This is a genomic window from Candidatus Nitrotoga sp. AM1P, from assembly GCF_013168275.1.
GTDB lineage: Bacteria > Pseudomonadota > Gammaproteobacteria > Burkholderiales > Gallionellaceae > Nitrotoga.
Genome location: NZ_AP019547.1, coordinates 2,163,737 through 2,184,397, shown reverse-complemented (window position 1 = coordinate 2,184,397; position 20,661 = coordinate 2,163,737). Strand labels below are relative to the sequence as shown.

The 20,661-nt window shown below is 47.1% G+C and carries 18 protein-coding genes, 1 tRNA gene and 2 riboswitches; of the genes, 7 read left to right on the top strand and 12 right to left on the bottom strand.

Annotated elements, in window-relative coordinates:
- Nucleotides 1–109: 109 nt before the first annotated feature.
- Nucleotides 110–889: a c-type cytochrome gene (locus W01_RS09825; protein ID WP_173054260.1), complete on the bottom strand. Its 780-nt coding sequence runs from the start codon at nucleotides 887–889 to the stop codon at nucleotides 110–112.
- Nucleotides 890–1,381: 492 nt separating this feature from the next.
- Here W01_RS09825 and W01_RS09820 point away from each other — a divergent pair.
- The 3 genes from W01_RS09820 to W01_RS09810 all read left to right on the top strand — a co-directional run bounded on the left by W01_RS09820 (nucleotide 1,382) and on the right by W01_RS09810 (nucleotide 3,735).
- A tRNA-Arg gene (locus W01_RS09820) sits at nucleotides 1,382–1,458 on the top strand.
- Nucleotides 1,459–2,042: 584 nt separating this feature from the next.
- Nucleotides 2,043–3,368 carry an amino-acid N-acetyltransferase gene (gene argA / locus W01_RS09815; protein WP_173054258.1) on the top strand — a complete coding sequence of 442 codons (1,326 nt, stop codon included), beginning with the start codon at nucleotides 2,043–2,045 and terminating at the stop codon, nucleotides 3,366–3,368.
- Between the two features lie 94 nt (nucleotides 3,369–3,462).
- A complete protein-coding gene (locus W01_RS09810) occupies nucleotides 3,463–3,735 on the top strand; it encodes an oxidative damage protection protein (RefSeq protein ID WP_173054256.1) in 273 nt (90 codons plus the stop codon).
- Between the two features lie 115 nt (nucleotides 3,736–3,850).
- Here the strand turns inward: W01_RS09810 and W01_RS09805 are convergent, their stop codons facing one another.
- The 8 genes from W01_RS09805 to rpmE all read right to left on the bottom strand — a co-directional run bounded on the left by W01_RS09805 (nucleotide 3,851) and on the right by rpmE (nucleotide 12,643).
- Entirely contained in the window at nucleotides 3,851–4,789 is a 939-nt protein-coding gene (locus W01_RS09805) for a carbohydrate kinase family protein (RefSeq protein ID WP_173054254.1), read from the bottom strand.
- Nucleotides 4,790–4,948: 159 nt separating this feature from the next.
- On the bottom strand, nucleotides 4,949–6,346 hold the full coding sequence (gene dacB, locus W01_RS09800; RefSeq protein ID WP_173054252.1) for a D-alanyl-D-alanine carboxypeptidase/D-alanyl-D-alanine endopeptidase: 1,398 nt from the start codon (nucleotides 6,344–6,346) through the stop codon (nucleotides 4,949–4,951).
- Between the two features lie 70 nt (nucleotides 6,347–6,416).
- The gene (gene bioA, locus W01_RS09795; protein WP_173054250.1) at nucleotides 6,417–7,763 is read right to left on the bottom strand and encodes an adenosylmethionine--8-amino-7-oxononanoate transaminase; all 1,347 of its coding nucleotides are present in this window, start codon (nucleotides 7,761–7,763) and stop codon (nucleotides 6,417–6,419) included.
- 283 nt (nucleotides 7,764–8,046) lie between these two features.
- Nucleotides 8,047–9,555 (bottom strand): multicopper oxidase family protein, encoded by a 1,509-nt coding sequence (locus W01_RS09790; protein ID WP_173054248.1) that lies wholly within the window; start codon nucleotides 9,553–9,555, stop codon nucleotides 8,047–8,049.
- A 1-nt stretch (nucleotide 9,556) separates the two neighbouring features.
- Nucleotides 9,557–9,703, bottom strand: coding sequence for a hypothetical protein (locus W01_RS09785; protein WP_173054246.1), 147 nt, complete (start codon nucleotides 9,701–9,703; stop codon nucleotides 9,557–9,559).
- 67 nt (nucleotides 9,704–9,770) lie between these two features.
- Entirely contained in the window at nucleotides 9,771–10,172 is a 402-nt protein-coding gene (locus W01_RS09780; RefSeq protein WP_173054244.1) for a kinase, read from the bottom strand.
- 442 nt (nucleotides 10,173–10,614) lie between these two features.
- Nucleotides 10,615–12,276, bottom strand: a complete 1,662-nt coding sequence (locus W01_RS09775; RefSeq protein WP_173054242.1) for an ArnT family glycosyltransferase — start codon at nucleotides 12,274–12,276, stop codon at nucleotides 10,615–10,617.
- Between the two features lie 145 nt (nucleotides 12,277–12,421).
- Complete coding sequence (rpmE, locus tag W01_RS09770) at nucleotides 12,422–12,643, bottom strand: 50S ribosomal protein L31 (RefSeq protein WP_173054240.1); 222 nt, start codon at nucleotides 12,641–12,643, stop codon at nucleotides 12,422–12,424.
- 163 nt (nucleotides 12,644–12,806) lie between these two features.
- A riboswitch (glycine riboswitch) is annotated at nucleotides 12,807–12,911 on the top strand.
- A riboswitch (glycine riboswitch) is annotated at nucleotides 12,912–12,999 on the top strand.
- Between the two features lie 46 nt (nucleotides 13,000–13,045).
- Between rpmE and gcvT the strand changes: the two genes are divergently transcribed.
- From gcvT to tpx, 4 genes are all read left to right on the top strand, one after another.
- Nucleotides 13,046–14,128: a glycine cleavage system aminomethyltransferase GcvT gene (gcvT, locus tag W01_RS09765; RefSeq protein ID WP_173054238.1), complete on the top strand. Its 1,083-nt coding sequence runs from the start codon at nucleotides 13,046–13,048 to the stop codon at nucleotides 14,126–14,128.
- 26 nt (nucleotides 14,129–14,154) lie between these two features.
- A complete protein-coding gene (gene gcvH, locus W01_RS09760) occupies nucleotides 14,155–14,556 on the top strand; it encodes a glycine cleavage system protein GcvH (RefSeq protein ID WP_173054236.1) in 402 nt (133 codons plus the stop codon).
- 71 nt (nucleotides 14,557–14,627) lie between these two features.
- The gene (gene gcvP, locus W01_RS09755) at nucleotides 14,628–17,498 is read left to right on the top strand and encodes an aminomethyl-transferring glycine dehydrogenase (protein ID WP_173054234.1); all 2,871 of its coding nucleotides are present in this window, start codon (nucleotides 14,628–14,630) and stop codon (nucleotides 17,496–17,498) included.
- A gap of 26 nt (nucleotides 17,499–17,524) precedes the next feature.
- Nucleotides 17,525–18,052 carry a thiol peroxidase gene (gene tpx, locus W01_RS09750; RefSeq protein ID WP_173054232.1) on the top strand — a complete coding sequence of 176 codons (528 nt, stop codon included), beginning with the start codon at nucleotides 17,525–17,527 and terminating at the stop codon, nucleotides 18,050–18,052.
- Here the strand turns inward: tpx and W01_RS09745 are convergent.
- The 3 genes from W01_RS09745 to W01_RS09735 are packed head-to-tail and all read right to left on the bottom strand — an operon-like array spanning nucleotide 18,038 to nucleotide 20,301.
- Complete coding sequence (locus W01_RS09745; protein ID WP_173054230.1) at nucleotides 18,038–18,196, bottom strand: hypothetical protein; 159 nt, start codon at nucleotides 18,194–18,196, stop codon at nucleotides 18,038–18,040. The genes tpx and W01_RS09745 overlap by 15 nt on opposite strands.
- A gap of 56 nt (nucleotides 18,197–18,252) precedes the next feature.
- Entirely contained in the window at nucleotides 18,253–18,963 is a 711-nt protein-coding gene (locus W01_RS09740; RefSeq protein ID WP_173054228.1) for an MOSC domain-containing protein, read from the bottom strand.
- 60 nt (nucleotides 18,964–19,023) lie between these two features.
- A complete protein-coding gene (locus W01_RS09735) occupies nucleotides 19,024–20,301 on the bottom strand; it encodes an NRAMP family divalent metal transporter (RefSeq protein WP_173054226.1) in 1,278 nt (425 codons plus the stop codon).
- Nucleotides 20,302–20,661 lie beyond the last annotated feature (360 nt).

Sequence of the window (20,661 nt, the reverse complement as noted above, 5' to 3'; positions counted from 1 at the left end):
GAATTACCTCCGACTGCTTAATATGCTTTTCCAATAAACAAATTCCCCGCGTCTAGAATCTCGACGCAGGGAATTTACAAACTAAAGCTAATTCAATAGCTAAAGACTGCTACCGAGCTAAAACTTCTTTCAAAACGGTTTGATTATCAATAAGAAGGCCGTCTCGTACGTTAACTGGCTGAGCAGTAGCCAGATATGCAGCAACATTATAAATGTCGTCATCTGTAAGTGTTTTCGCCACCGCTTGCATCATTGGAACCCCTCCAACTACAGGGTCATTATTCCTTGTGCCATCACGCCAACTTTTCAATTGATTGACCAAATATACATACTTTTGATTGCCAATTGCCGGAAACATAGGGTCAGCACCGCGACCATTAAATCCATGGCATGAATAACAAGAGGCCACCTTACCTTTTACCCCACTATGAACCAGAAGTTTCCCTAAATATGGCTGACCAATCTGCTGTCCCTCTGCTTTAAGAGCTTTCAAATCAGACGGCTCAAATTTTCTGGGCAAACTATCCACAAATGCAGCCACATCACGGCGGTCTTGCTCGCTCAATGCCTTGGCAAATCCGTTCATTACCGCGCCTAGTCCAGAGGGTACTCGCTTGTCTGCAGCAAAATTAGTAAGTTGTTTAACTATATAAACATAACCAATATTGGCTAAGCGGGGTGCGCCCATGGCATCAATACCTAATGCATTTTCACCATGACAGGTCAGGCAAGCAGGAACATCCCCTTTTCCTTGGGTAAAGATGGTCTTACCGTTAGCAGGATTCGCGCTAATTTTTCCAGCTTCCGCAGAAGCGGCCGTTCCTGATACTAGTACAGTGATAGCTATTATTGCAAGCCATGACGACAACATGGATGTAGATTTGCGCATTTCCCCCCCTTATTTCTTGAAATTCTTCAATTTAATCTTTCCCTAACAACTTTACAAGTTGCTGCTCTTTTAACCGCCATGAAAGACACACCATTGTTCTCGGAAGACATCCAAAAACAACATTCCCGCTATCCACAGTATTATTTAGCCTTGTTTTTTAAGAATTCTTTTTACATAAGATTGCGGCCATACCGAAAATAAATCCAAAAATACATACATACATCAAAAGAACTTGGCCGGTAGTCACATTCTCAAACATAACTTCTCCTCCTCTCCAATACTGCTTTGGTTAAAAAACTTATTGTGTTCATGGCCTTTCTAGACTGACGAATTTTATCACTGCCAATTTATATTACGCAAGTTTTTTAGCAATTTTGACTTCCGGGATCGCTTCAGATAGAAACACTTCATTTTCCCAAGCTTAATATCACATTAGCAATTGCTACAGTGTGCACGATAAGCATGGGTACGTTATACTGCAATCTTGCAGAAGCGCCCGTAGCTCAGCTGGATAGAGTATTGGTTTCCGAAGCCAAGGGTCGTGGGTTCGACTCCCGCCGGGCGCACCAGTAATCAAAATTATGACTGAACATTCTTTACCATTAATTTTTAAAGTTTGACCTGTGGGGGGAATCTTGAACAACAAGAAAATAACGGTTTTGAGCTGATCCTTAGCAGTACAATATCTGGCAGCCCTCGTGACGCAGCTGCTACTGTAAAACATACCCACCCGCAATCAACAAGCGAGCAAAGTTATCGGGGGAAATAGAGCAAAATCCGATTGGATTTAAAATCGCACTTTAAAAAATCTGCTTGATCAACTTTCCCGCCTATCGACATACGCAATAATCATATTGGTATGATCATGTGTAATAGCAATGTCGATCAACAATGTTTTCACGATTCTACTGCTATGAAAAACCCGGTTATTGGGTAGCTGAAGCCCATGATACCTTTCAAAAATCAATGAATGCACCGACTAAACTTAATAAGCCGCATCTATTCTATGCAACACACCAGCAATGTTATGAACAACCCAACATAAACATAAATATAACTATGAATGGAGCCATAACATACCCAATCGACCTTAAGATCATTCGTAAAACGACTGAATCCATACCATTATCAATCCGTTAGCAAAGAAACATACATGCCATACAGCCCCGTGCCTCCCACCGAATTCGTTGCCTGGTTTCGTTCGGTTGCGCCTTACATCAACGCCTTTCGTGGCCGCACTTTCGTGGTCGCGTTCGGCGGTGAAGTAGTAGCTGATGGTAAATTCATTGAGCTGACCCACGACCTTAACCTACTTTCCAGCCTCGGAGTACGCCTCGTATTAATACATGGCGCTCGTCCACAAATCGAACGTCATTTATTGCGCAACAATCTTGAAGATCACTACCACCATGGTATCCGCCTAACCAATTCAGAAACCATGCAATGCGTAAAAGAAGCAGTAGGTCGCGTGCGAGTAGAAATCGAGGCTCTGCTGTCGATGGGCTTGGCAAATTCGCCCATGGCTAACGCTGATATTCGCGTTGCGGGCGGCAACTTTATCACCGCCCAGCCAATGGGCGTAATTCATGGTGTGGATTTACTGCATACTGGCAGCGTGCGTAAAGTAGATGTGATAGCGATCAAAGATCGTCTTGAGCACAATGAAGTCGTTTTACTTTCACCGCTTGGTTATTCGCCTACCGGCGAGGTGTTTAACCTTACTCTGGAAGAGGTAGCAACACGGACCGCTATTGCGCTTGACGCAGATAAACTGATTTTTTTGATGGAAATGGACGGTGTACAGGATAAACACGGCAATTTACTGCGTGAATTAACCATCGCCGATGCCAATACCATCTTGTCCGAAAAAGGCAAGTTGTCAGAAGATATATCTCTGTTCCTGCCATGCGCTGTGCATGCCTGCGAAGCAGGCGTAGCACGCACGCACCTGATCAGCCGCCATATTGACGGTGCCATTTTACAAGAACTGTTCAGTGATATCGGTATCGGCAGCATGGTGGTGGAAAGCACGCTCAACACTTTACGTGATGCCACTATTAATGATGTAGGCGGCATTTTGCAACTACTGCAACCATTGGAAGCTGAAGGCGTACTGGTACGACGTGGCCGGGAGCGACTGGAACGTGAAATTGGGCACTTCGTGGTGCTGGAACATGACCACCGCATCATCGGCTGCGCCGCATTGTATCCCTTTGCCGAAGAGCGAACCGCCGAGCTCGCCTGTCTCGCTGTGCAAACCAACTACCGCAAACAAGGTTACGGCGACATCCTGCTTAAGCATGTTTTGGCCGAGGCCCAAGCACAAGGTTTACACAAATTATTTGTGCTGACTACGCGCACTGCTCACTGGTTTATTGAACGGGGATTCAAAGAAACGGACGTCGGGCAATTGCCTACGCAGAAAAAAATGCTTTACAACTATCAGCGCCGCTCCAAAGTATTTCTGAAAAATTTATGATCAAATTGTATATGGAATGAAATTGAATCTTTGCGGGTGTTGGTGATTGATGTCAAAATTGGAACACGAAACCAAATAATCGGAGAACTTAAAAATGACAAGAATGGTGCAGTGCATCAAATTAGGCCACGAAGCAGAAGGACTGGAGCGCGCGCCATACCCTGGCGCGTTGGGGCAACGCATTTTCGAACAGGTTTCGAAAGACGCTTGGGCCGCATGGCTCAAACACCAGACCATGCTGGTCAACGAAAACCGCTTAAATCTTGCAGAAGCTCATGCGCGCAAGTACTTAGCCCAACAAATGGAAAATCATTTCTTTGGAGATGGCGCGGAAATGCCTTCCGGCTATGTACCACCGGGCAAATAGAATAGCTGATGCACCATCGACACGACCATCAACTTAAAAAGTTCACATCACTCAGCCAGCTTTGCCGCTTGCTCTTCCCGCAAGCGGCAAAAAAGGCGAGATCACTCAGAAGAAATTACAGGTTAATGGAATAGCCAAAACTTTTCTGGAACAACGTAGAAAGCTCGTCGCGCGTTGGCTTGTGGTTCTGCCCGCCGCGACTGGCGATTTTCAGTGAGCCTAGCAAAGAAGCAAGGCGTCCGGTGGTATCCCAATCCCAGCCTTGCTGAATGCCGTGCAGCAAACCTGCACGATAAGCATCGCCACAGCCAGTGGGGTCAAGCAATATCTCAGCCGCAGGCGTTGGGATGCGCACCTCCTTGCCATCTGCATAAATGAGCGACCCTTGTGCACCGAGGGTAATGATAAAAGCCTGTGTCAGCTTGCTGAGTTCCTCAATCTTTTTGCCGGTTTTATCCTGTAATAGCTTGGCTTCGTAGTCATTCACCGTCACATAATCCGCCTGCTTGACGAAGCTCAATAATTCATCACTACTAAACATCGGCATACCTTGGCCCGGATCGAACACGAAAGGAATGCCCGCCGCATGGAATTCCTGCGCGTGCTGCAACATGCCTGCTCGCCCGTCTGGTGATACGATGCCGAGCGTGACATCCTTAGCATCGAATACATGGTTCTGCTCAGAAAAGCCCATCGCACCAGGATGGAAAGCAGTAATCTGATTATCGTCCAGATCGGTTGTGATAAAAGCTTGACCAGTGAAACTGTCCGGTACATGACGAATGTATTGTTGTGATAAGCCTAATTTTTCCAGACGTAAGGTGTAAGGGCCGAAATCATCACCCACCGTCGCCATGATCAGCGGATTGCCACCGAGTAGTTTCAAATTATAGGCAATGTTCCCTGCACAGCCACCAAACTCCCGACGCATCTCCGGCACCAGAAAGGAGACATTCAGGATGTGTATTTGCTCAGGCAAAATATGTTTTTTGAACTGGTCGTTAAACACCATGATGTTGTCGTAAGCTAAAGAGCCACAGATGAGCGTATGCATATTGATCGTGTGAGTTAAATAATAAAGATATGGATTATAGCAGCCAGCATAATATCAATTTGACCTAGCCCTCTCAGTTCTTCCTGATCTAACCATCTCGACCCTCAAATATTAATGGGAATTCAAATCAGGAATTCAAAAAGTTACATCAAAATTTCTTCAATATCGTCGTTGTACCCACTCAATTAGCGCGTTTTGTGCCTGCTGCCCTGCTGCGGCATTGGGATGGTTGATTAAAAAAACCAAAATCCATTGCTTTCCGCTACGGGATTGCACATAACCGGCAACGGCTTGCACGCCTTCCAGCGAACCCGTTTTTAGATGAGCGTGGTTGGCAGCTTCACTGTCCGTGAGGCGTTTTTTAAAGGTACCATCAACCCCAACGATAGGTAAGGAGGCCTCGAATTCCGTTGATAACGGGCTGCGCTGCGCGCTACTCAATAACAATGCCAAACTGCGCGGACTGATCCGTTCTCGACGCGAAAGTCCGGCACCGTTTTCCAGTATCAACTCCGGAAAGTACAGTTTTTTTTGTGTCAGCCAATTGCGTATAGTTAGCTCGCTGTAGGTGACATTGGCGGATGTCTCGGCAGTCCTGCCCAAACTTAGAAAAAGTTGACGCGCCATGACATTGTTGCTGAATTTGTTAATATCGCGAATCAGTTCAGCTAATGGCGCAGAATGGTGCGTGGCGAACAGAGTCGCACTACCTGGAACTGTACTCTCACGCAATGTACCCTGCAGCACGCCCCCCATCTCTTGCCACAACACACGAAATACGGCATACAGATAGCTTGGGTGGGACAGCAGGCTGACATGTCGCTCACGCTCACCGCACTGGGCCGGAAAAACACCTTGCACACGTAGCGTATCGCCTTGCAATTGCATGGACAGCGCATCATTCCAGTCGCTGCAATTTACTAGTACGGTTGCTGCTGTAACGCGGTTGTCCAGCCTAATGCCTGCTAGTTCCGGCATGCTGATAATCTTGATTTTTTCGCCCTCTGGAATAAAGCGCAGGCGCACAGAGTTGAAATTAAGCAACAACGCGTCCGGTCCCGTGTTGTAGGGACGCATCGGCTCATTATCAAATTCCGCGGGATCGTGCGGAGCGAGCTGGAATACACTACGATCCAGCACCAGATCGCCACGGATTTCACGCAGACCGCGACTACGCAGCTCATGTAGCCACAGCCATAATTTTTCCAGCGTCAACTTGGGATCGCCGTAACCCTTCAGGATCAGGTCGCCGTGCAGCACATCTTGTTCCAGCTTGCCGTCGAGATATGCCTCGGTCTTCCAGCTATATGAAGGGCCTAGCAACTCCAGCCCGGCGTACGTAGTGAGCAGCTTCATGGTTGAGGCCGGATTCATCGACTGCTTCGCATTCACACTGATGAGCGGCGTGCGCGCATTTACCTCGCGTACCTCAACACCGATACTGTCAAGCGGAATATGTGCTAGCTGTAGCGCTTTCACCACTGATGGTGGCAGCGTGGCTGCGTGAGTACTGGGGAGAATACAAAAAATAAATAGCAAGGTGTGAAGCAGCTTCATAAATACCTCTATCCTCCGTCGTTCCCACGAAAGCGGGGATAACAAATTTGTTTTTCTTTTCTTTGGTTAATCAGATGATCACCGCGATGATTGCCAGTGTATGTTCAACCAGCATGTCCATTTCAGCTTCGCTGATGATATAGGGTGGCATGAAATATATCGTATTGCCCATCGGCCTCAGTAGTAGTTCTTGCTCTAGCGCGAGGCTGAAACAGCGTTGCGCGAAATCATCGTGCAAGCTATCCACCTCAAATGCCCAGATCATCCCAGTGTTACGGAAATTTTTTACGCGGGGATGGTCACGTAAGGGTTCTGCGATGCGGTTAAGATAAACGGCTTTATTGCGGTTGGTTGCGATGACATCATCTTGCTTGAATATTTCCAGAGTAGCCAATGCCGCGCTACAGGCCAGCGGATTGCCAGTATAGGAATGCGAATGTAAAAAGCCACGCGCCACTTTATCAGCATAAAATGCCTGATAGATCGTATCCGTTGTCATCACCACGGATAGTGGCAGATAGCCACCGCTTAGACCCTTGGACAAACACAGGAAATCCGGCGAAATACCCTCCTCTGTACTATCCCGGCTGAGAGGCTTCTCTGCCTGCTCACAGGCAAACATCGTTCCCGTCCGTCCCATCCCCACTGCAATTTCATCGGCAATGAGATGCACCTCGTATTGATCGCATAACTCGCGCGCACGAGTTAAATAAGCCGGGTGATACATAACCATGCCCGCAGCCCCCTGCACTGACGGTTCGATAATAAAAGCGGCAATATTGTGATGATGCTGCTGCAAATGTGTTTCAAGCTGCACAGCACAGCGTAGAGCATAGTCTCGTGCACTCTCTCCTGGTTCTGCATTACGCCAGTCAGGGCTTAATACTGTGGCATTCTGTTTAACCAAGGCACTGTATGGATCCTTAAATATTCCCACATCGGTCACAGACAATGCGCCCAGTGTTTCACCGTGATAGCTGTTTTGCAGACTGATAAAATTGCTTTTGTGAGGCTGACCACAGTTGCGCCAATAATGCACGCTCATTTTTAGCGCAATTTCAATAGCCGATGCGCCGTCTGAGGCATAAAAACAATGGCCCAGACCGACAGGGGCCAGCTGCGCCAATCGCTCGGAAAGCTGCACCACCGGTTCATGAGTAAAACCAGCCAGCATCACATGCTCTAGCTGCTCTAACTGAAGGGTAATCGCGGCATTAATGCGCGGATTGCAATGCCCGAACAAATTTACCCACCACGAACTCACCGCATCCAGATAGCGGTTACCGTCAAAATCATATAGCCACATGCCTTGCCCACGCTGGATAGGTATTAGCGGTAGCGTCTCATGGTGCTTCATCTGTGTGCAGGGATGCCACACAGCGGAATTGGAACGGGCGAGCAAATTGATGTTAGGCATAGCAGGTCTCGAAGGTTATCCAGCAGGCCTGATGCATCTGGCCGTTATGGGTTTAATCATCCTGATTTTGCACCCACCAATTAGTCGATGAGCTTCTACACCAAGTGAAAGAGTTTAATCCAGCATTTAAATGCCGAACTTGTGAAGAGACTGTGCAGTAATCAAGTTTTTTCATACACTACGACAGATCATTGCGGTTTTGCAGTAATTAAGCATGATCATATTGCCAAACCGATTTTATTTTCAGATAGAAGGCGCCCTTATGTCCTTTCAGAAAATAAATTTATTTAACAATATCCCATACCGCCATCATTCCTAAGTCCCCGTGTTCAATGATATGGCAGTGAAATACAGTCCGCCCTGAAAAGTCCCTGATAGGTACGAGCATGGTTACAGATCCGCCTTTTGGTACGTTTATGGTGTCCTTCCATGCAGGGATACTGGAATATAAAGATGCATATCCTTTCTCTCCCCCTTTCATGAAAATGATCTGAGCCGGGTTTATATGCTGGTGAAACGGATGATCCATGCCGCTGAAATTTTGAATCTCCCATAACTCGAAGGTCCCGACCTTCGATGTATGAACAAAAGGATCGTCTCCAAAGCTCTTGTTATTTATTAACCCCTTATTCACTCCCATGGAAAGAGCTATCTGTGACCTGCGAAGAGCAGCTGTATCCACATTCAGCTTTTTTGCATGGGAATTAATTGTGACAGGAATTTCGTCCTTTACAGTGTTTCCGCGATAAGAAGCAGTCATGAGCGTTATGGTCTGAGGCACATTCCCTCCTCTGTCATAGGGCATGGAGAGAAATCTATAACTGCCTGATCCCTGATCAGCCTTGATCAAAAGGTCTATCCTCTCCCCTGGCGTAAGGAGGATCTCTGATAATGGATAAGGTTTATCAAGAAGCCCTCCATCGGTTCCTATCAGATACATGGTGTGTTTCTCAAGACTGAGTTTATAAAACCTTGCAGTGCTGGCGTTCACCACTCTCCATCTCTGAACCTGTCCAGGATTGATCGGCAAGACAGGATTTATCTGGCCGTTGACCATGACAATATTTCCTTCCTTTCCATTCATATAATCCTCAAGGGTGTAGGGCGCTGGGTTAGTTCCCACGAGGTCTATGTCATGTAAGGATATTATATGAGTCTCAAAATCGGAGAGTCCATCGACCTCATCCGCAACGACCAGCGCACATCCTGCAAGGCCCCCCCACATCTGCTCAGTAACCAGACCATGGCCATGAGAGTGCAGGAAATTCAATGTCCCCGCCTCTTGTTTAGATAAATCGTATTCATATAAGAACTCTTCACCTGGATTGATATGTAGAAATACGTTATCCGATTTCCCGGATGGAGACACATGCCACCCATGAGTGTGAATATTGGTGATATTTTTCGTATAACCCAGGATGTTTTTATCGGTCGTCAATGGAAGGGAGTTTTTGAAATTAATGCTTAATTTGTCACCTCTTTTTACCCTTATGGTTTGTTGCGGAAAATAGCCGTTGTACGTCATAAGGTCTACATTTACCCCCTTAATCATTACTTTTGCCGTCTTTGCCTCTAATGCAACCTCCACAACCCCCGCGTTAGCGCTCAAATTTGGCATTTCAGGAGGATCTTTAAAATCCTCTCCTGCTGGCGGGTCGATCGCCTCTACTTTTACACTTTCTGAAGCGCTTGATGGACTATCACTTTTAGTGCATGCGCTGATCCCGTAAATTGCAACCAGCCCTGTTGCGCCTGTTATTATGAATTCTCTCCTGGTCACTATCTTCCCCATTTTAAATCTCCTTTTGGCGATAGAATTTGGTAAGCGTTGCGACTATCACAATGGTGGTACGAACCAGGCCTAGTCCGTCCGCGCCAGCTGCAAGCAGCAATGCGATCTTCGAATTCCCGCGCGAGGTAATCTTACTCCAGTCAGTCATTGCACATATTTAAGAACGAGAAGTTCGTTGTACCGCAAATGGCATTTAATAAAAAGCCCCCGTCAATTCAGGAGCTGGAACATTGGGGTTTCCCGATTTCTGAAACAATCAGCCCGATACTTTCCTTGAGCGACAGCTCGGCACCGAAACTCTTTTCGCCCCGGAAGTCGAGAACGTCGTTTTCAAGCCACCGCCCGCGCATTTCCTTTTCACCGAATTCATGGGCATTTGGCTTGCTGGCATGGCGACATAGCGTTTCCTCAAAGGAGACGTCGACGTAATACGCATAGGTGAAAGGAGAGCTGTTCGCCAATCTCCCAAGCATTGGGCCGTACCGCGAACGGGCAAGAATTCCTTCGAGCACAACATCGTACCCGCGTCCAAGAGCGAACCTGACGGTTTGTTCGATGAGGTCGATATTATCGTCCCCTTCGATTTCCTTTTCCTTGAGAACAGCTCGACGCAGCATGTCCTAGCCTACCAAGGCACACTTTCTTCCCGTGCACAGCCGCAGCTCAGCGGCAAGCGTGCTCTTTCCAGAGCCGGAATTTCCCCGAATGATGATTAACCTTGGTAATTCGTCCATGTTTCAATCCTAACAAACATCTAGCCGGAATCTAGCGGGGTACAAAGAAAAAAGCCGATCCATGCAGACCTGGCCTTTTCGAATTCAGCAAATCCTGAGAAACCTGTGGCAAGTAACAAGGAAGTTTCGCACGCTTCTGAAGGCAATCTGGGCGAATTGGACAAGAATTAAAAAACCACTGACTGGACTGGAAATGGGATAGGCACGGATCAAGCGCAAACTGGCCGAAATCAGGATGAAGCGCGATCTACTAAAAGTGGCGACCTACTTTGCGAGGGAGCCGCGGTGAATATGGTCAATGAACCTTAAATGTGCGGGTATGAAACTATGGCTGTGGGATTTCTGGCCTTTGTGTAATGCGTTGATACAAACGGAAAGATTTTGATTTAACGCCCTTGCGGTTGCCTTCCCATAGCTCGACCCAAGTTGTTTCGTCTTTCACTAGCTTGGCGGCACGTTCTCCATGCACCAGTAGCAGATCACAATCAAGTTGTGCTTGAGTGTGCGTGGTGATATTTCCCAAATATTGCAACATGGCGCGCTGGGTATCGCCTACATCCAGGCTCGCAATGCAACCATACTGTATGGGCATGGCCTGCTTAAGAGAAGCGACCATGCCACGATAGCTCTTGCCGTTGTCCAACCATGGTAGCCATAGTGTCATGGCAAGCACCCATAACAGAGTCACGCCACTGGCCCAGTTAAGCACAGCGCGACGCATAGAGCGTCCAACGCGCCACACCAGCAGCACCCACAGTACGGTGAAGACCAGTGCAACCCAAAATGTTGTCGCATTAAACACTGGTTCAAAACCAGGCTGATAGTCTTTCAGCCACAAAGTGATCTTGGCATGGTTATCCCGTAGTAGCCCAGCCCAGCCCCACCACATCAAGATGGCGACAAAACCGAAAGTCATGATGCCGAACCAATCCAGCGCGTTGGCTGCTCCCCGGCGCAGAGTGGGAAGAGCTGCAGTAGCAAGCAAAACTAACGGCAGCAGTATAGGCAACGCGAACACTTCCCTAATATTGGGCACCACACTCAACGTAATCAACATTACAAAAAAGCTCACCAGCAACAGCTGGAATTCTGCTTCATGCAGTACTCTCCTCCGCGCCTCCCACACTGCCCAAGCAGCCAATGGCAAAGCAGGCCAGGCGAACCAAGGCAATATCTTTATGTAATATAGCGCCTGTGCATAATCGCCACCTCGAATATAGTCAAACCAGTGGCCAATGTTAAGCGTCCAAATCCATTCCATAAATAGATCTGGCGAACGTTGATACAACAAGAAAGGCCAGACAGTTAACCAGGGCAGCGCAAACAACAGTGCGATGCCCAAGCTGGAAAGAAAGGAGCGTGTACGCCAAGTGCGGAATAACAGTAGCGCGGCACTGATAAGCACGAACAGCGTGGGAGCGATAAAACCCTTGGACATAAAGCCAATGCCGATGCCACTGCCCATGAGCATGCCTGCCCATAAAGTACGATGCAAACTTAAAATGTAGCCATACAACATCATGGCACAACCTGTGAGCAAGGCCAGATCAGTGATGAGCTCATGTGAGCGGACCAACATGCCGAGACAACCGATCAGAATGATCGTCGCAGCCCAACCGCGCGCCCTCCCGAATAGTTCGCGTCCGGACAGCCCTATGAACAACAGCGTAAGAGCGGTATAAAAACCGCTTGCCAGGCGCGCGCCATCATGTAGCTCAAGCAAAGGAGAGAATAGTTTAGCGAAAAGCGCGGCTGTTATATAGAACAGTGGTGGCTTGTCCATGTAGGGTTGGCCAACCAAGGTGGGAACTAGCCAATCGCCGCTTTGCAGGATGTGATAGACCAACCCGAAACTATAAGCATCGTCTGACTGCCACGGGTCATGCCCTACCAACCCCGTGCCTAACCACACTGCACACAGCAGTGCCAGCAACCAGGCTTTAGTTATCGTGATCGGATGTTCTTGTGTCGGCGGATAGAAAAACATGAACTTGCGCGCTTATTCCAAGACTTTGATGCGCTGTCCGGGTGTGGGTTTATAAAACATTCGAGTAGCCACTACCCTGCTTGAAATTAAAAACAAAAAAGGCAGCGTCCGCTGCCTTTCAATTGCTGCTTATCGTTCAGTTTCATTATGGTGCAGATTTTGCACCGGACTTGCCATATTTTTGGCGGAATCTCTCCACTCGACCAGCGGTATCCACGATTTTTTGCGTGCCGGTATAAAAAGGATGACAGTCCGAGCAGACTTCTACATGCAGCGGTTTACCCATTGTGGACTTGGTTTTAAAAGTATTGCCACAACTACAAGTAACTGCAATTTCGTCGTATTGCGGATGAATGTCGGTTTTCATTTTGGCTTCCTTAAACATGAAAATTGAGGACTTAAAAATTTAAAGCAGTGCGCACTAACGCACATATAAGGGCATAGATTATCCCTGAAATGAAGCCCCCACGCAACTTTATGTTAGATCGTTTGCCGACCACCCCCTTATTCCGGTATAGTTCTACCTGCCGTTTAAACCAATGGAAGAACATGCTGCCTGGTAAGTATTAAGTACAGGCGCATTGCCGAAGGCGCAACACCCGTAACCGCTCAGGCTCAAGAACTGTTGGCACAGGCAAATCTGGAGAGTGCTGTTAACACAGCCACCGAAGGGGCACACGGATTTTTCGTAATCTCTCAGGTAAAGAGGACAGATGGGGCGAGGCAGATTTTTCTGTCTCGCCTTTTTTATTTTTTTGAAAGATTACTCATGACACTCGAACAAACTCCTCTGAATGCAGCACATCGCGCAATGGGCGCAAAGATGGTCGATTTCGGCGGCTGGGATATGCCGTTGCATTACGGTTCACAACTTGACGAACACCATCAAGTACGTCGCGATGCCGGCATGTTTGATGTCTCGCACATGCGCGTGGTCGATATGAAGGGCGAAGGGGTGCGCGACTTCTTGCGCTATCTATTGGCAAACAACGTGGACAAACTGCAATCTTCCGGAAAAGCGCTGTATTCTTGCCTGTTACGTCCGGATGGTGGTGTGATCGACGATCTCATCGTGTACTTCATGAATGAAAGGTGGTTTCGCATCGTCGTGAATGCGGGTACAGCTGATAAGGATATTGCATGGATGATTGAACAAGCTACTGTCCGCGCACCACAATTGCAGATTACTTCACGCAACGAGTTGGCAATGATCGCGGTGCAAGGACCACATGCAGCGGCAAAACTATGGCAGGCCTTGCCCGAAGCACAAAAATTGGCGGAAGAACTCAAACCCTTCAATGCCGTAGAGTGCAATTCAATGTTTATCGCCCGAACTGGCTATACTGGCGAAGATGGCTTTGAGATCATACTACCGGCCAAGGCTGCACCTTCCTTCTGGCAAACACTAAATGACGTGGGAGTGAAACCTATCGGGCTGGGCGCACGTGACACGTTGCGTCTGGAAGCCGGCATGAACCTGTACGGTCATGATATGGATGAGACCATAAATCCGCTGGAAGCCGGGCTGGCATGGACGGTAGATCTGGTGAGTGAACGCGACTTCATTGGTAAAACAGCGCTCGTCACCAAGCCTAGAACTCGTAAGTTAGTCGGCCTTGTCTTGCAGGATCGCGGGGTGCTGCGTGATCACCAAGTAGTACACAGCAGCCATGGCGATGGCGAAATTACCAGCGGTAGTTTTTCACCCACACTGAATCAATCAATCGCCTTGGCACGTATACCCTCCACGGTACAAATAGGCGACACGGTACAGGTGGTGATTCGCGATAAAATGCTGGCGGCCAAGGTAGTGAAATACCCGTTCGTACGTAACGGCAAAGGCTTAATCTAATTTTTATTTTATTGGAGGATATAACCATGAGCAATTCAAACAATCTGCCAAGTAACCTGAAGTACACTACATCCCACGAGTGGATCAAAAAAGAGACCGACGGGACGATCACGATCGGCATCACCCAACACGCGCAAGAGCTGTTAGGCGACATGGTATTTGTGGAAACTCCAGCAGTGGGCCGCCAACTGAAAGCCAAGGAAGAATGCGTAGTAGTAGAATCAGTAAAGGCTGCGGCTGATATTTATGCGCCTGTTACTGGTGTAGTGGTTGCGGTTAATTCTGAACTCGGCAATGCGCCAGAAAAGATCAATGAAGATCCTTATTCCGCATGGATGTTCAAAATGAAGCCAGATAACACCGCCGACGTAGACACATTAATGGATGCTGCAGCGTATCAGGCACTAGTCGATAGTGAAGCACATTAAGACGTCGTAAGGGATAAGATAATTCCCGCTTCCTATACCTATTTATACTCCTTTAGAAAATAAAGCCAGCAATGATTACAACCGATAAATTTGTAAACCGTCATAACGGTCCGCGCAAAAATGATGTTAAGGCAATGCTTGATACAATTGGTGCAGGTTCTGTAGATGAATTAATTGATCAAACCATCCCTGCTGCGATCCGCTTAAAAAAACCATTGAACTTACCATCAGGGATGACTGAATATCAATACCACAAGCATTTACGTGGTGTTGCGGCAAAGAATAAAATTTTTAAAACCTATATTGGTTTAGGTTATTACAACACGATAGTTCCCCCTGTTATCCAGAGAAATGTTTTAGAAAACCCGGGTTGGTATACCGCTTACACGCCTTATCAGGCAGAGATTTCACAAGGTCGTTTAGAGGCACTGTTGAATTTCCAAACCATGATTATGGATTTAACCGGAATGGAAATAGCAAATGCATCATTGCTGGATGAATCCACTGCGGCAGCTGAAGCAATGGCAATGTTGTTCAACAATCGCACGCACCGAGCAATTGAAAATGGAGCGAACAAGTTTTTCGTTTCCAACGAATGTTACCCGCAAACTATCGATTTATTAAAAACACGTTCAACTCCAATGGGGATTGAATTAGTGATTGGTGACTTTAAAACCGGAACGTTAGATAACAGTATTTATGGTGCATTGCTTCAATATCCAACCGCTGATGGCACAGTTCACGATTACGCTGACTTTGTAAAAAGGGCAAAAGCAAATGGAACCACCATTGCTGTAGCAGCCGATATACTGAGTTTAGTATTACTGACCCCTCCAGGCAAATGGGGAGCTGATGTTGTTGTTGGTTCCACACAACGCTTTGGTGTCCCTATGGGTTACGGCGGCCCGCACGCGGCATATTTTGCTTGCCGTGAAGAATATAAACGATCCATTCCTGGCCGCATCATTGGTGTTTCGATTGACGCGGACGGAAATCAAGCATTACGTATGGCATTACAAACGCGCGAGCAACACATACGTAGAGACAAAGCCACCTCCAACATTTGTACTGCACAAGCATTATTAGCCATTATGGTAAGTATGTATGCGGTATATCACGGACCGGAAGGCCTCAAAGGGATTGCACAACAAGTACATTTTACTGCTATAGCATTGGCAACCGAGTTAAAAAAATTAGGCTATATCATTGAAGATGGAATTTATTTTGATACCATCAAAATCAATGGAACAGACAATGCGAAAATTAAACAATTAGCGCAAGCAGCACAGATTAATTTCCGTTATACGGATAATGCAATTACTATTTCTGTTGATCAAACTATCGACACCGATGACTTGAATGCGCTTATTAGTGTATTCGCACACGCCGTTGGCAAAACCCCTTCTAAAATTACTGAAGAACAGATTTTTAATCAAAAATCTTTGATCAAAAATCGTCAATCTTTAATCCTGCAACATCCTGTATTTAATATTTACCATTCCGAATCCGAGCTGATGCGGTATATCAAGCGATTGGAAAACAAGGATTTATCTTTGACTCATTCCATGATTTCATTAGGCTCTTGTACTATGAAATTAAATGCCGCCTCCGAATTAATGCCTATTACATGGCCCGAATTTGCCCATATCCACCCCTTTGTACCCGTTGAACAAGCGGCGGGTTACCATGAAATAATCGATGACCTGGATAAATCATTAAGTGAGATTACGGGTTTCGAAAAAATGAGTTTTCAGCCCAACAGCGGCGCTCAGGGCGAATATGCCGGATTATTGGTCATTCAGGCATACCATCAATCACGTGGTGATGCGCACAGAAATATTGCGTTAATTCCCACATCGGCACATGGCACCAATCCTGCCAGCGCTGCAATGTGTGGCCTGAAGATAGTCTTGGTGAAATGTGACAAAGTAGGAAATATTGATGTAAGCGAATTGCGTGAAAAAGCAATTCAGCATAAAGATAATCTGGCATGCTTAATGATTACATACCCAAGCACTCACGGTGTTTACGAAGAAAGTATCATTGAGATTACCAACATCATTCATGAAAATGGCGGACAAGTTTATATGGATGGCGCCAACATGAATGCACAAGTAGGCTTAACCAGCCCCGGCAATATTGGCGCCGATGTTTGCCACTTGAATTTACATAAAACTTTTGCAATTCCTCACGGTGGTGGCGGCCCAGGTATGGGACCCATTGGCGTTGCAAAACACCTGGCTCCTTTTTTGCCTTCACATTCCTTAGTAAAAACTGGGGGAGAAAACGGCATACACGCAGTATCTGCAGCGCCTTACGGCAGTGCACTAATTTTATTGATATCTTATGGATATATAAAAATGTTAGGCAACGATGGCGTTACCGAAGCAACACGTATCGCAATTTTAAATGCCAACTATATTAAAGACTCATTAAAAGATCATTTCCCTACTTTATATAGTGGTGCCAATGGACGTTGCGCGCACGAAATGATTTTAGCCTGCGTTGCGTTTAAAAAAGAAGTCGGAATAGAAGTAGGGGACATTGCAAAGCGATTAATGGATTATGGGTATCATGCACCGACAGTTTCATTCCCGGTAGCCGATACATTGATGATTGAACCAACCGAAAGTGAATCAAAAGAAGAATTAGATCGTTTTTGCTCTGCTATGATTTCTATACGCAAAGAAATTGATGAAATAATTACAGGTAAAGCGGATAAAGAAGATAACGTACTTAAAAATGCACCGCATACAGCGAAATCAACTCTCACGAGCAATTGGAAACACAGCTATTCGCGCGAAAAAGCAGTTTATCCATTAAAGTGGGTACAAGACAACAAATTCTGGCCAAGTGTTGCCCGTGTAGACAATGTCCATGGTGATAAAAATCTGATTTGTGCTTGCCCACCAATACAAGCGTATGCCGATGATGCGCTATAACCCACCTTAACAAAAAGAAAGAAATCATGGCTAATGAAACTTCAACCAACCCTGCTGTCACCTTGAACGGCACACCCATTACATTGTTCGGCACTTTTCCAACCGTTGGTCAAATTGCCCCGGAATTCACGCTAGTGGACAAAGACCTGAAAGATGTGGCGTTAAAAGACTTTGCCGGCAAGCGTAAGGTTCTTAACATTGTGCCTAGTTTAGATACCGCCGTGTGCGCCACTTCTACACGCAAATTTAACGAAGCGGCAAGCAAGCTCGACAACACAGTGGTGCTGGTGATTTCCGCCGACTTACCCTTTGCTATGAGTCGCTTTTGCGTGGCTGAAGGATTGGACAATGTCACTACACTGTCCTTAATGCGCGGACGGGATTTCATGCGGAATTACGGCGTAAAGATTGCTGATTCTATATTACGTGGCGTAACCGCACGCGCTGTACTGGTACTGGATGAAAATAACCACGTGTTGCACGCAGAGTTGGTGGACGACATCACGCATGAACCTGACTATCAAGCAGCATTAAGTGCACTAACGCAGCACTAATACAACAAGGTTAGAATAACCAACCAGGACGGGGAAATGGTTATAAATGAAATCCCCGCCCTCCCCACTACTCTCTTCTCGTCCGCCGCAATCTGCGCCCATATCCCACTCGACGCTGTGCAAGCGATCAGAATTCCGATACATCTGTGCACCACGACCGACTTTTATTGAACTCGCTTACCTAAATGGTAATTAGACATTCATTGAAAATGACGCGCTGAAGTATCGGCTGCAATTTCAATAGAAGTAGTCGTCCGCGACAGGGTTGCCTTCCAGCTGCCGGAGAGCGCCGGACACTCGGCCAACGCGTGTGCGGCCACATAGTTCTCCTTGCGATGCAGCATTATGTTGTTCGCGATCGCAACTGTCCATTCAGGATAAGGACGCTCCACCAATACCAGTGCCGCTCCGGCTTGAACGTTTCCCTCGCGCAAAACACGGAAATACCAACCTGTCTTGCCCGTGCGCACGACTCGCGCCACTAAGTCCTGAGCCCTCCATCGGCGGGCAAGCTTCCAGCACGGCTGGCGAGGTTGAGAAATCTGTACCAATGCGCCACCAACCTCGAAAATATCACCGATGCAGATCTCTGTTTCCAGTAGGCCTGCCACGGTAAAGTTTTCTCCGAACGCACCATTGGGCAGCTCTTTATAATCAAGGTCGGCGAGCCAAAATGCGTAATGTTCGAAAGGATAGGCGTTGATCGCTTTATCGAGTCCACCATGGACGCGAAGATCGGCTTGCCCGTCGCCAACCAAGTTAGTTATTCCGGCCCAAACTGGACCAGACACCGACTCCTTAAAAAAGCCGGTCGTCCACTCCTGATCCATAGTGTCTGAGGCATCAGGTGTCCCCAGTGTTTTAGGCAGGCCAATCTGAAGAGAGAGGAGTTTTATGCCTGTATTATTCATTGAGAATATCCTTGTGTGAAAATTAATAGTCGGACTCGGCTTTATCGCAATCATCCGAAGTTATATCAACCACGTTACCGCCATGGCAAGCACTGCGAATGCCATCACGGCCGTCGCTAACCAACCGGTAATTCGAAGACCAGGCGTGACCACAAATTGTCCCATGACATCCGGTCTTGCCACCATTAACATTATCACTATCATGATGGGCACGGCAATGACGCCATTGATGACTGCGCTCCAGAATAGTGCCTTGATAGGATCAATGGGAGTAAAGTTAAGCGCTACGCCCAAGAGCGTCGCAATGATCAGAATCATATAAAAGCCTCGCGCCTCCATAGGCTTGCGGCCTAAACCAATGTGCCAATCAAATGATTCTGCTATGGCATACGCGGCTGAACCTGCTAAAACAGGCACAGCGAGCAATCCCGTACCAACAATTCCGGCGGTAAATAATAAAAACGCAAATTCACCAGCTAAGGGACGCAAAGCCTCCGCTGCCTGGGCAGAGGTTTGAATATCTGTAATGCCGTGCAAGTGCAAAGTCACCGCTGCCGTCAATATGATAAAAAAAGCGATCAGGTTGGAAAACCCCATTCCGATATACGTGTCGATCTTAATACGCTGCAGGTGACTGGGGGCTTGTTCTGGCGCCTCTTTAAGCGGTGCTTCCCCTTTCGCTTGCAATTCCTCAACTTCCTGAGAGGCTTGCCAAAAGAATAAATACGGACTGATCGTGGTGCCAAATACGGCAACCACCGCCATCACATAATCCGCTTTAAATGATATGGACGGCATGATTGTGCGATAAAGCACCTCACCCCACGGCACATTGACGACGAACACCGTGACTACATAAGTAAAGAGCGACAATGTCAGTATTTTGAGAATGGGTGCATAACGTGGAAAAGGTATGAATATTTGCAGCACCAACGATACCATGGCAAAGGTTATTGCATACCAGTGAGCGGGGCCACCAATGAGAAGTTTAAGCGCTGCAGCCATTGCGCCAATATCTGCTGCAATGTTAATCGTATTTGCAATCAGAAGCAGCCCAACGAGCACATAAAGTAGCGCCGGAGAGTAATGTAGTCGAATATTGGCGGCAAGGCCATGCCCAGTTACCCGGCCAATCCGAGCACTTACCATCTGGATGCCGACCATAAGAGGGAAAGTTAAAAATGTCGTCCACAGCATTGCATAGCCGAATCCGGCTCCGGCTTGTGAATAGGTAGCAATACCGCTGGGGTCATCATCCGCAGCTCCCGTTATAAGACCGGGCCCCAGTTTTTTCCAGAATAAACTGGTTTGCGGCAGGAGGGCTCTATATTTGTTCATGGATGCCTATTAATTCAGATGCCAAACATGGGCTCTCAATAATGCATCATAAATCAAATCCAGTTTTTTCCTGTAATTTGGTCTACCTGGGCTTGCCATCGGCACGAGGATAGATACGGTGAGGCAGGCGCATTACCTAGATACTCTTACACTGTTTACCACCCGCCGGGTGGTAAGAGTTTGACCACCAGGAGTATTTCTGTTAAATTTAAAAGATGAATAGCAATGAATTTAAACAATGGCTTGTTAAGCAAGGCGCTACATTTCAGCCAGGTCAGGGAGCTCACATCAGGGTGTTTCTTAATGGCCGTCAATCGGTTCTGCCGATGCATGACACGGAACTGAAAATCGATACTATTG

Coding starts and splice junctions, on each gene's coding strand:
- W01_RS09825 (WP_173054260.1), bottom strand. CDS start 889: ATGCGCAAATCTACATCCATGTTGTCGTCATGGCTTGCAATAATAGCT.
- argA (WP_173054258.1), top strand. CDS start 2,043: ATGCCATACAGCCCCGTGCCTCCCACCGAATTCGTTGCCTGGTTTCGT.
- W01_RS09810 (WP_173054256.1), top strand. CDS start 3,463: ATGACAAGAATGGTGCAGTGCATCAAATTAGGCCACGAAGCAGAAGGA.
- W01_RS09805 (WP_173054254.1), bottom strand. CDS start 4,789: ATGCATACGCTCATCTGTGGCTCTTTAGCTTACGACAACATCATGGTG.
- dacB (WP_173054252.1), bottom strand. CDS start 6,346: ATGAAGCTGCTTCACACCTTGCTATTTATTTTTTGTATTCTCCCCAGT.
- bioA (WP_173054250.1), bottom strand. CDS start 7,763: ATGCCTAACATCAATTTGCTCGCCCGTTCCAATTCCGCTGTGTGGCAT.
- W01_RS09790 (WP_173054248.1), bottom strand. CDS start 9,555: ATGGGGAAGATAGTGACCAGGAGAGAATTCATAATAACAGGCGCAACA.
- W01_RS09785 (WP_173054246.1), bottom strand. CDS start 9,703: ATGACTGACTGGAGTAAGATTACCTCGCGCGGGAATTCGAAGATCGCA.
- W01_RS09780 (WP_173054244.1), bottom strand. CDS start 10,172: ATGCTGCGTCGAGCTGTTCTCAAGGAAAAGGAAATCGAAGGGGACGAT.
- W01_RS09775 (WP_173054242.1), bottom strand. CDS start 12,276: ATGTTTTTCTATCCGCCGACACAAGAACATCCGATCACGATAACTAAA.
- rpmE (WP_173054240.1), bottom strand. CDS start 12,643: ATGAAAACCGACATTCATCCGCAATACGACGAAATTGCAGTTACTTGT.
- gcvT (WP_173054238.1), top strand. CDS start 13,046: ATGACACTCGAACAAACTCCTCTGAATGCAGCACATCGCGCAATGGGC.
- gcvH (WP_173054236.1), top strand. CDS start 14,155: ATGAGCAATTCAAACAATCTGCCAAGTAACCTGAAGTACACTACATCC.
- gcvP (WP_173054234.1), top strand. CDS start 14,628: ATGATTACAACCGATAAATTTGTAAACCGTCATAACGGTCCGCGCAAA.
- tpx (WP_173054232.1), top strand. CDS start 17,525: ATGGCTAATGAAACTTCAACCAACCCTGCTGTCACCTTGAACGGCACA.
- W01_RS09745 (WP_173054230.1), bottom strand. CDS start 18,196: ATGTATCGGAATTCTGATCGCTTGCACAGCGTCGAGTGGGATATGGGC.
- W01_RS09740 (WP_173054228.1), bottom strand. CDS start 18,963: ATGAATAATACAGGCATAAAACTCCTCTCTCTTCAGATTGGCCTGCCT.
- W01_RS09735 (WP_173054226.1), bottom strand. CDS start 20,301: ATGAACAAATATAGAGCCCTCCTGCCGCAAACCAGTTTATTCTGGAAA.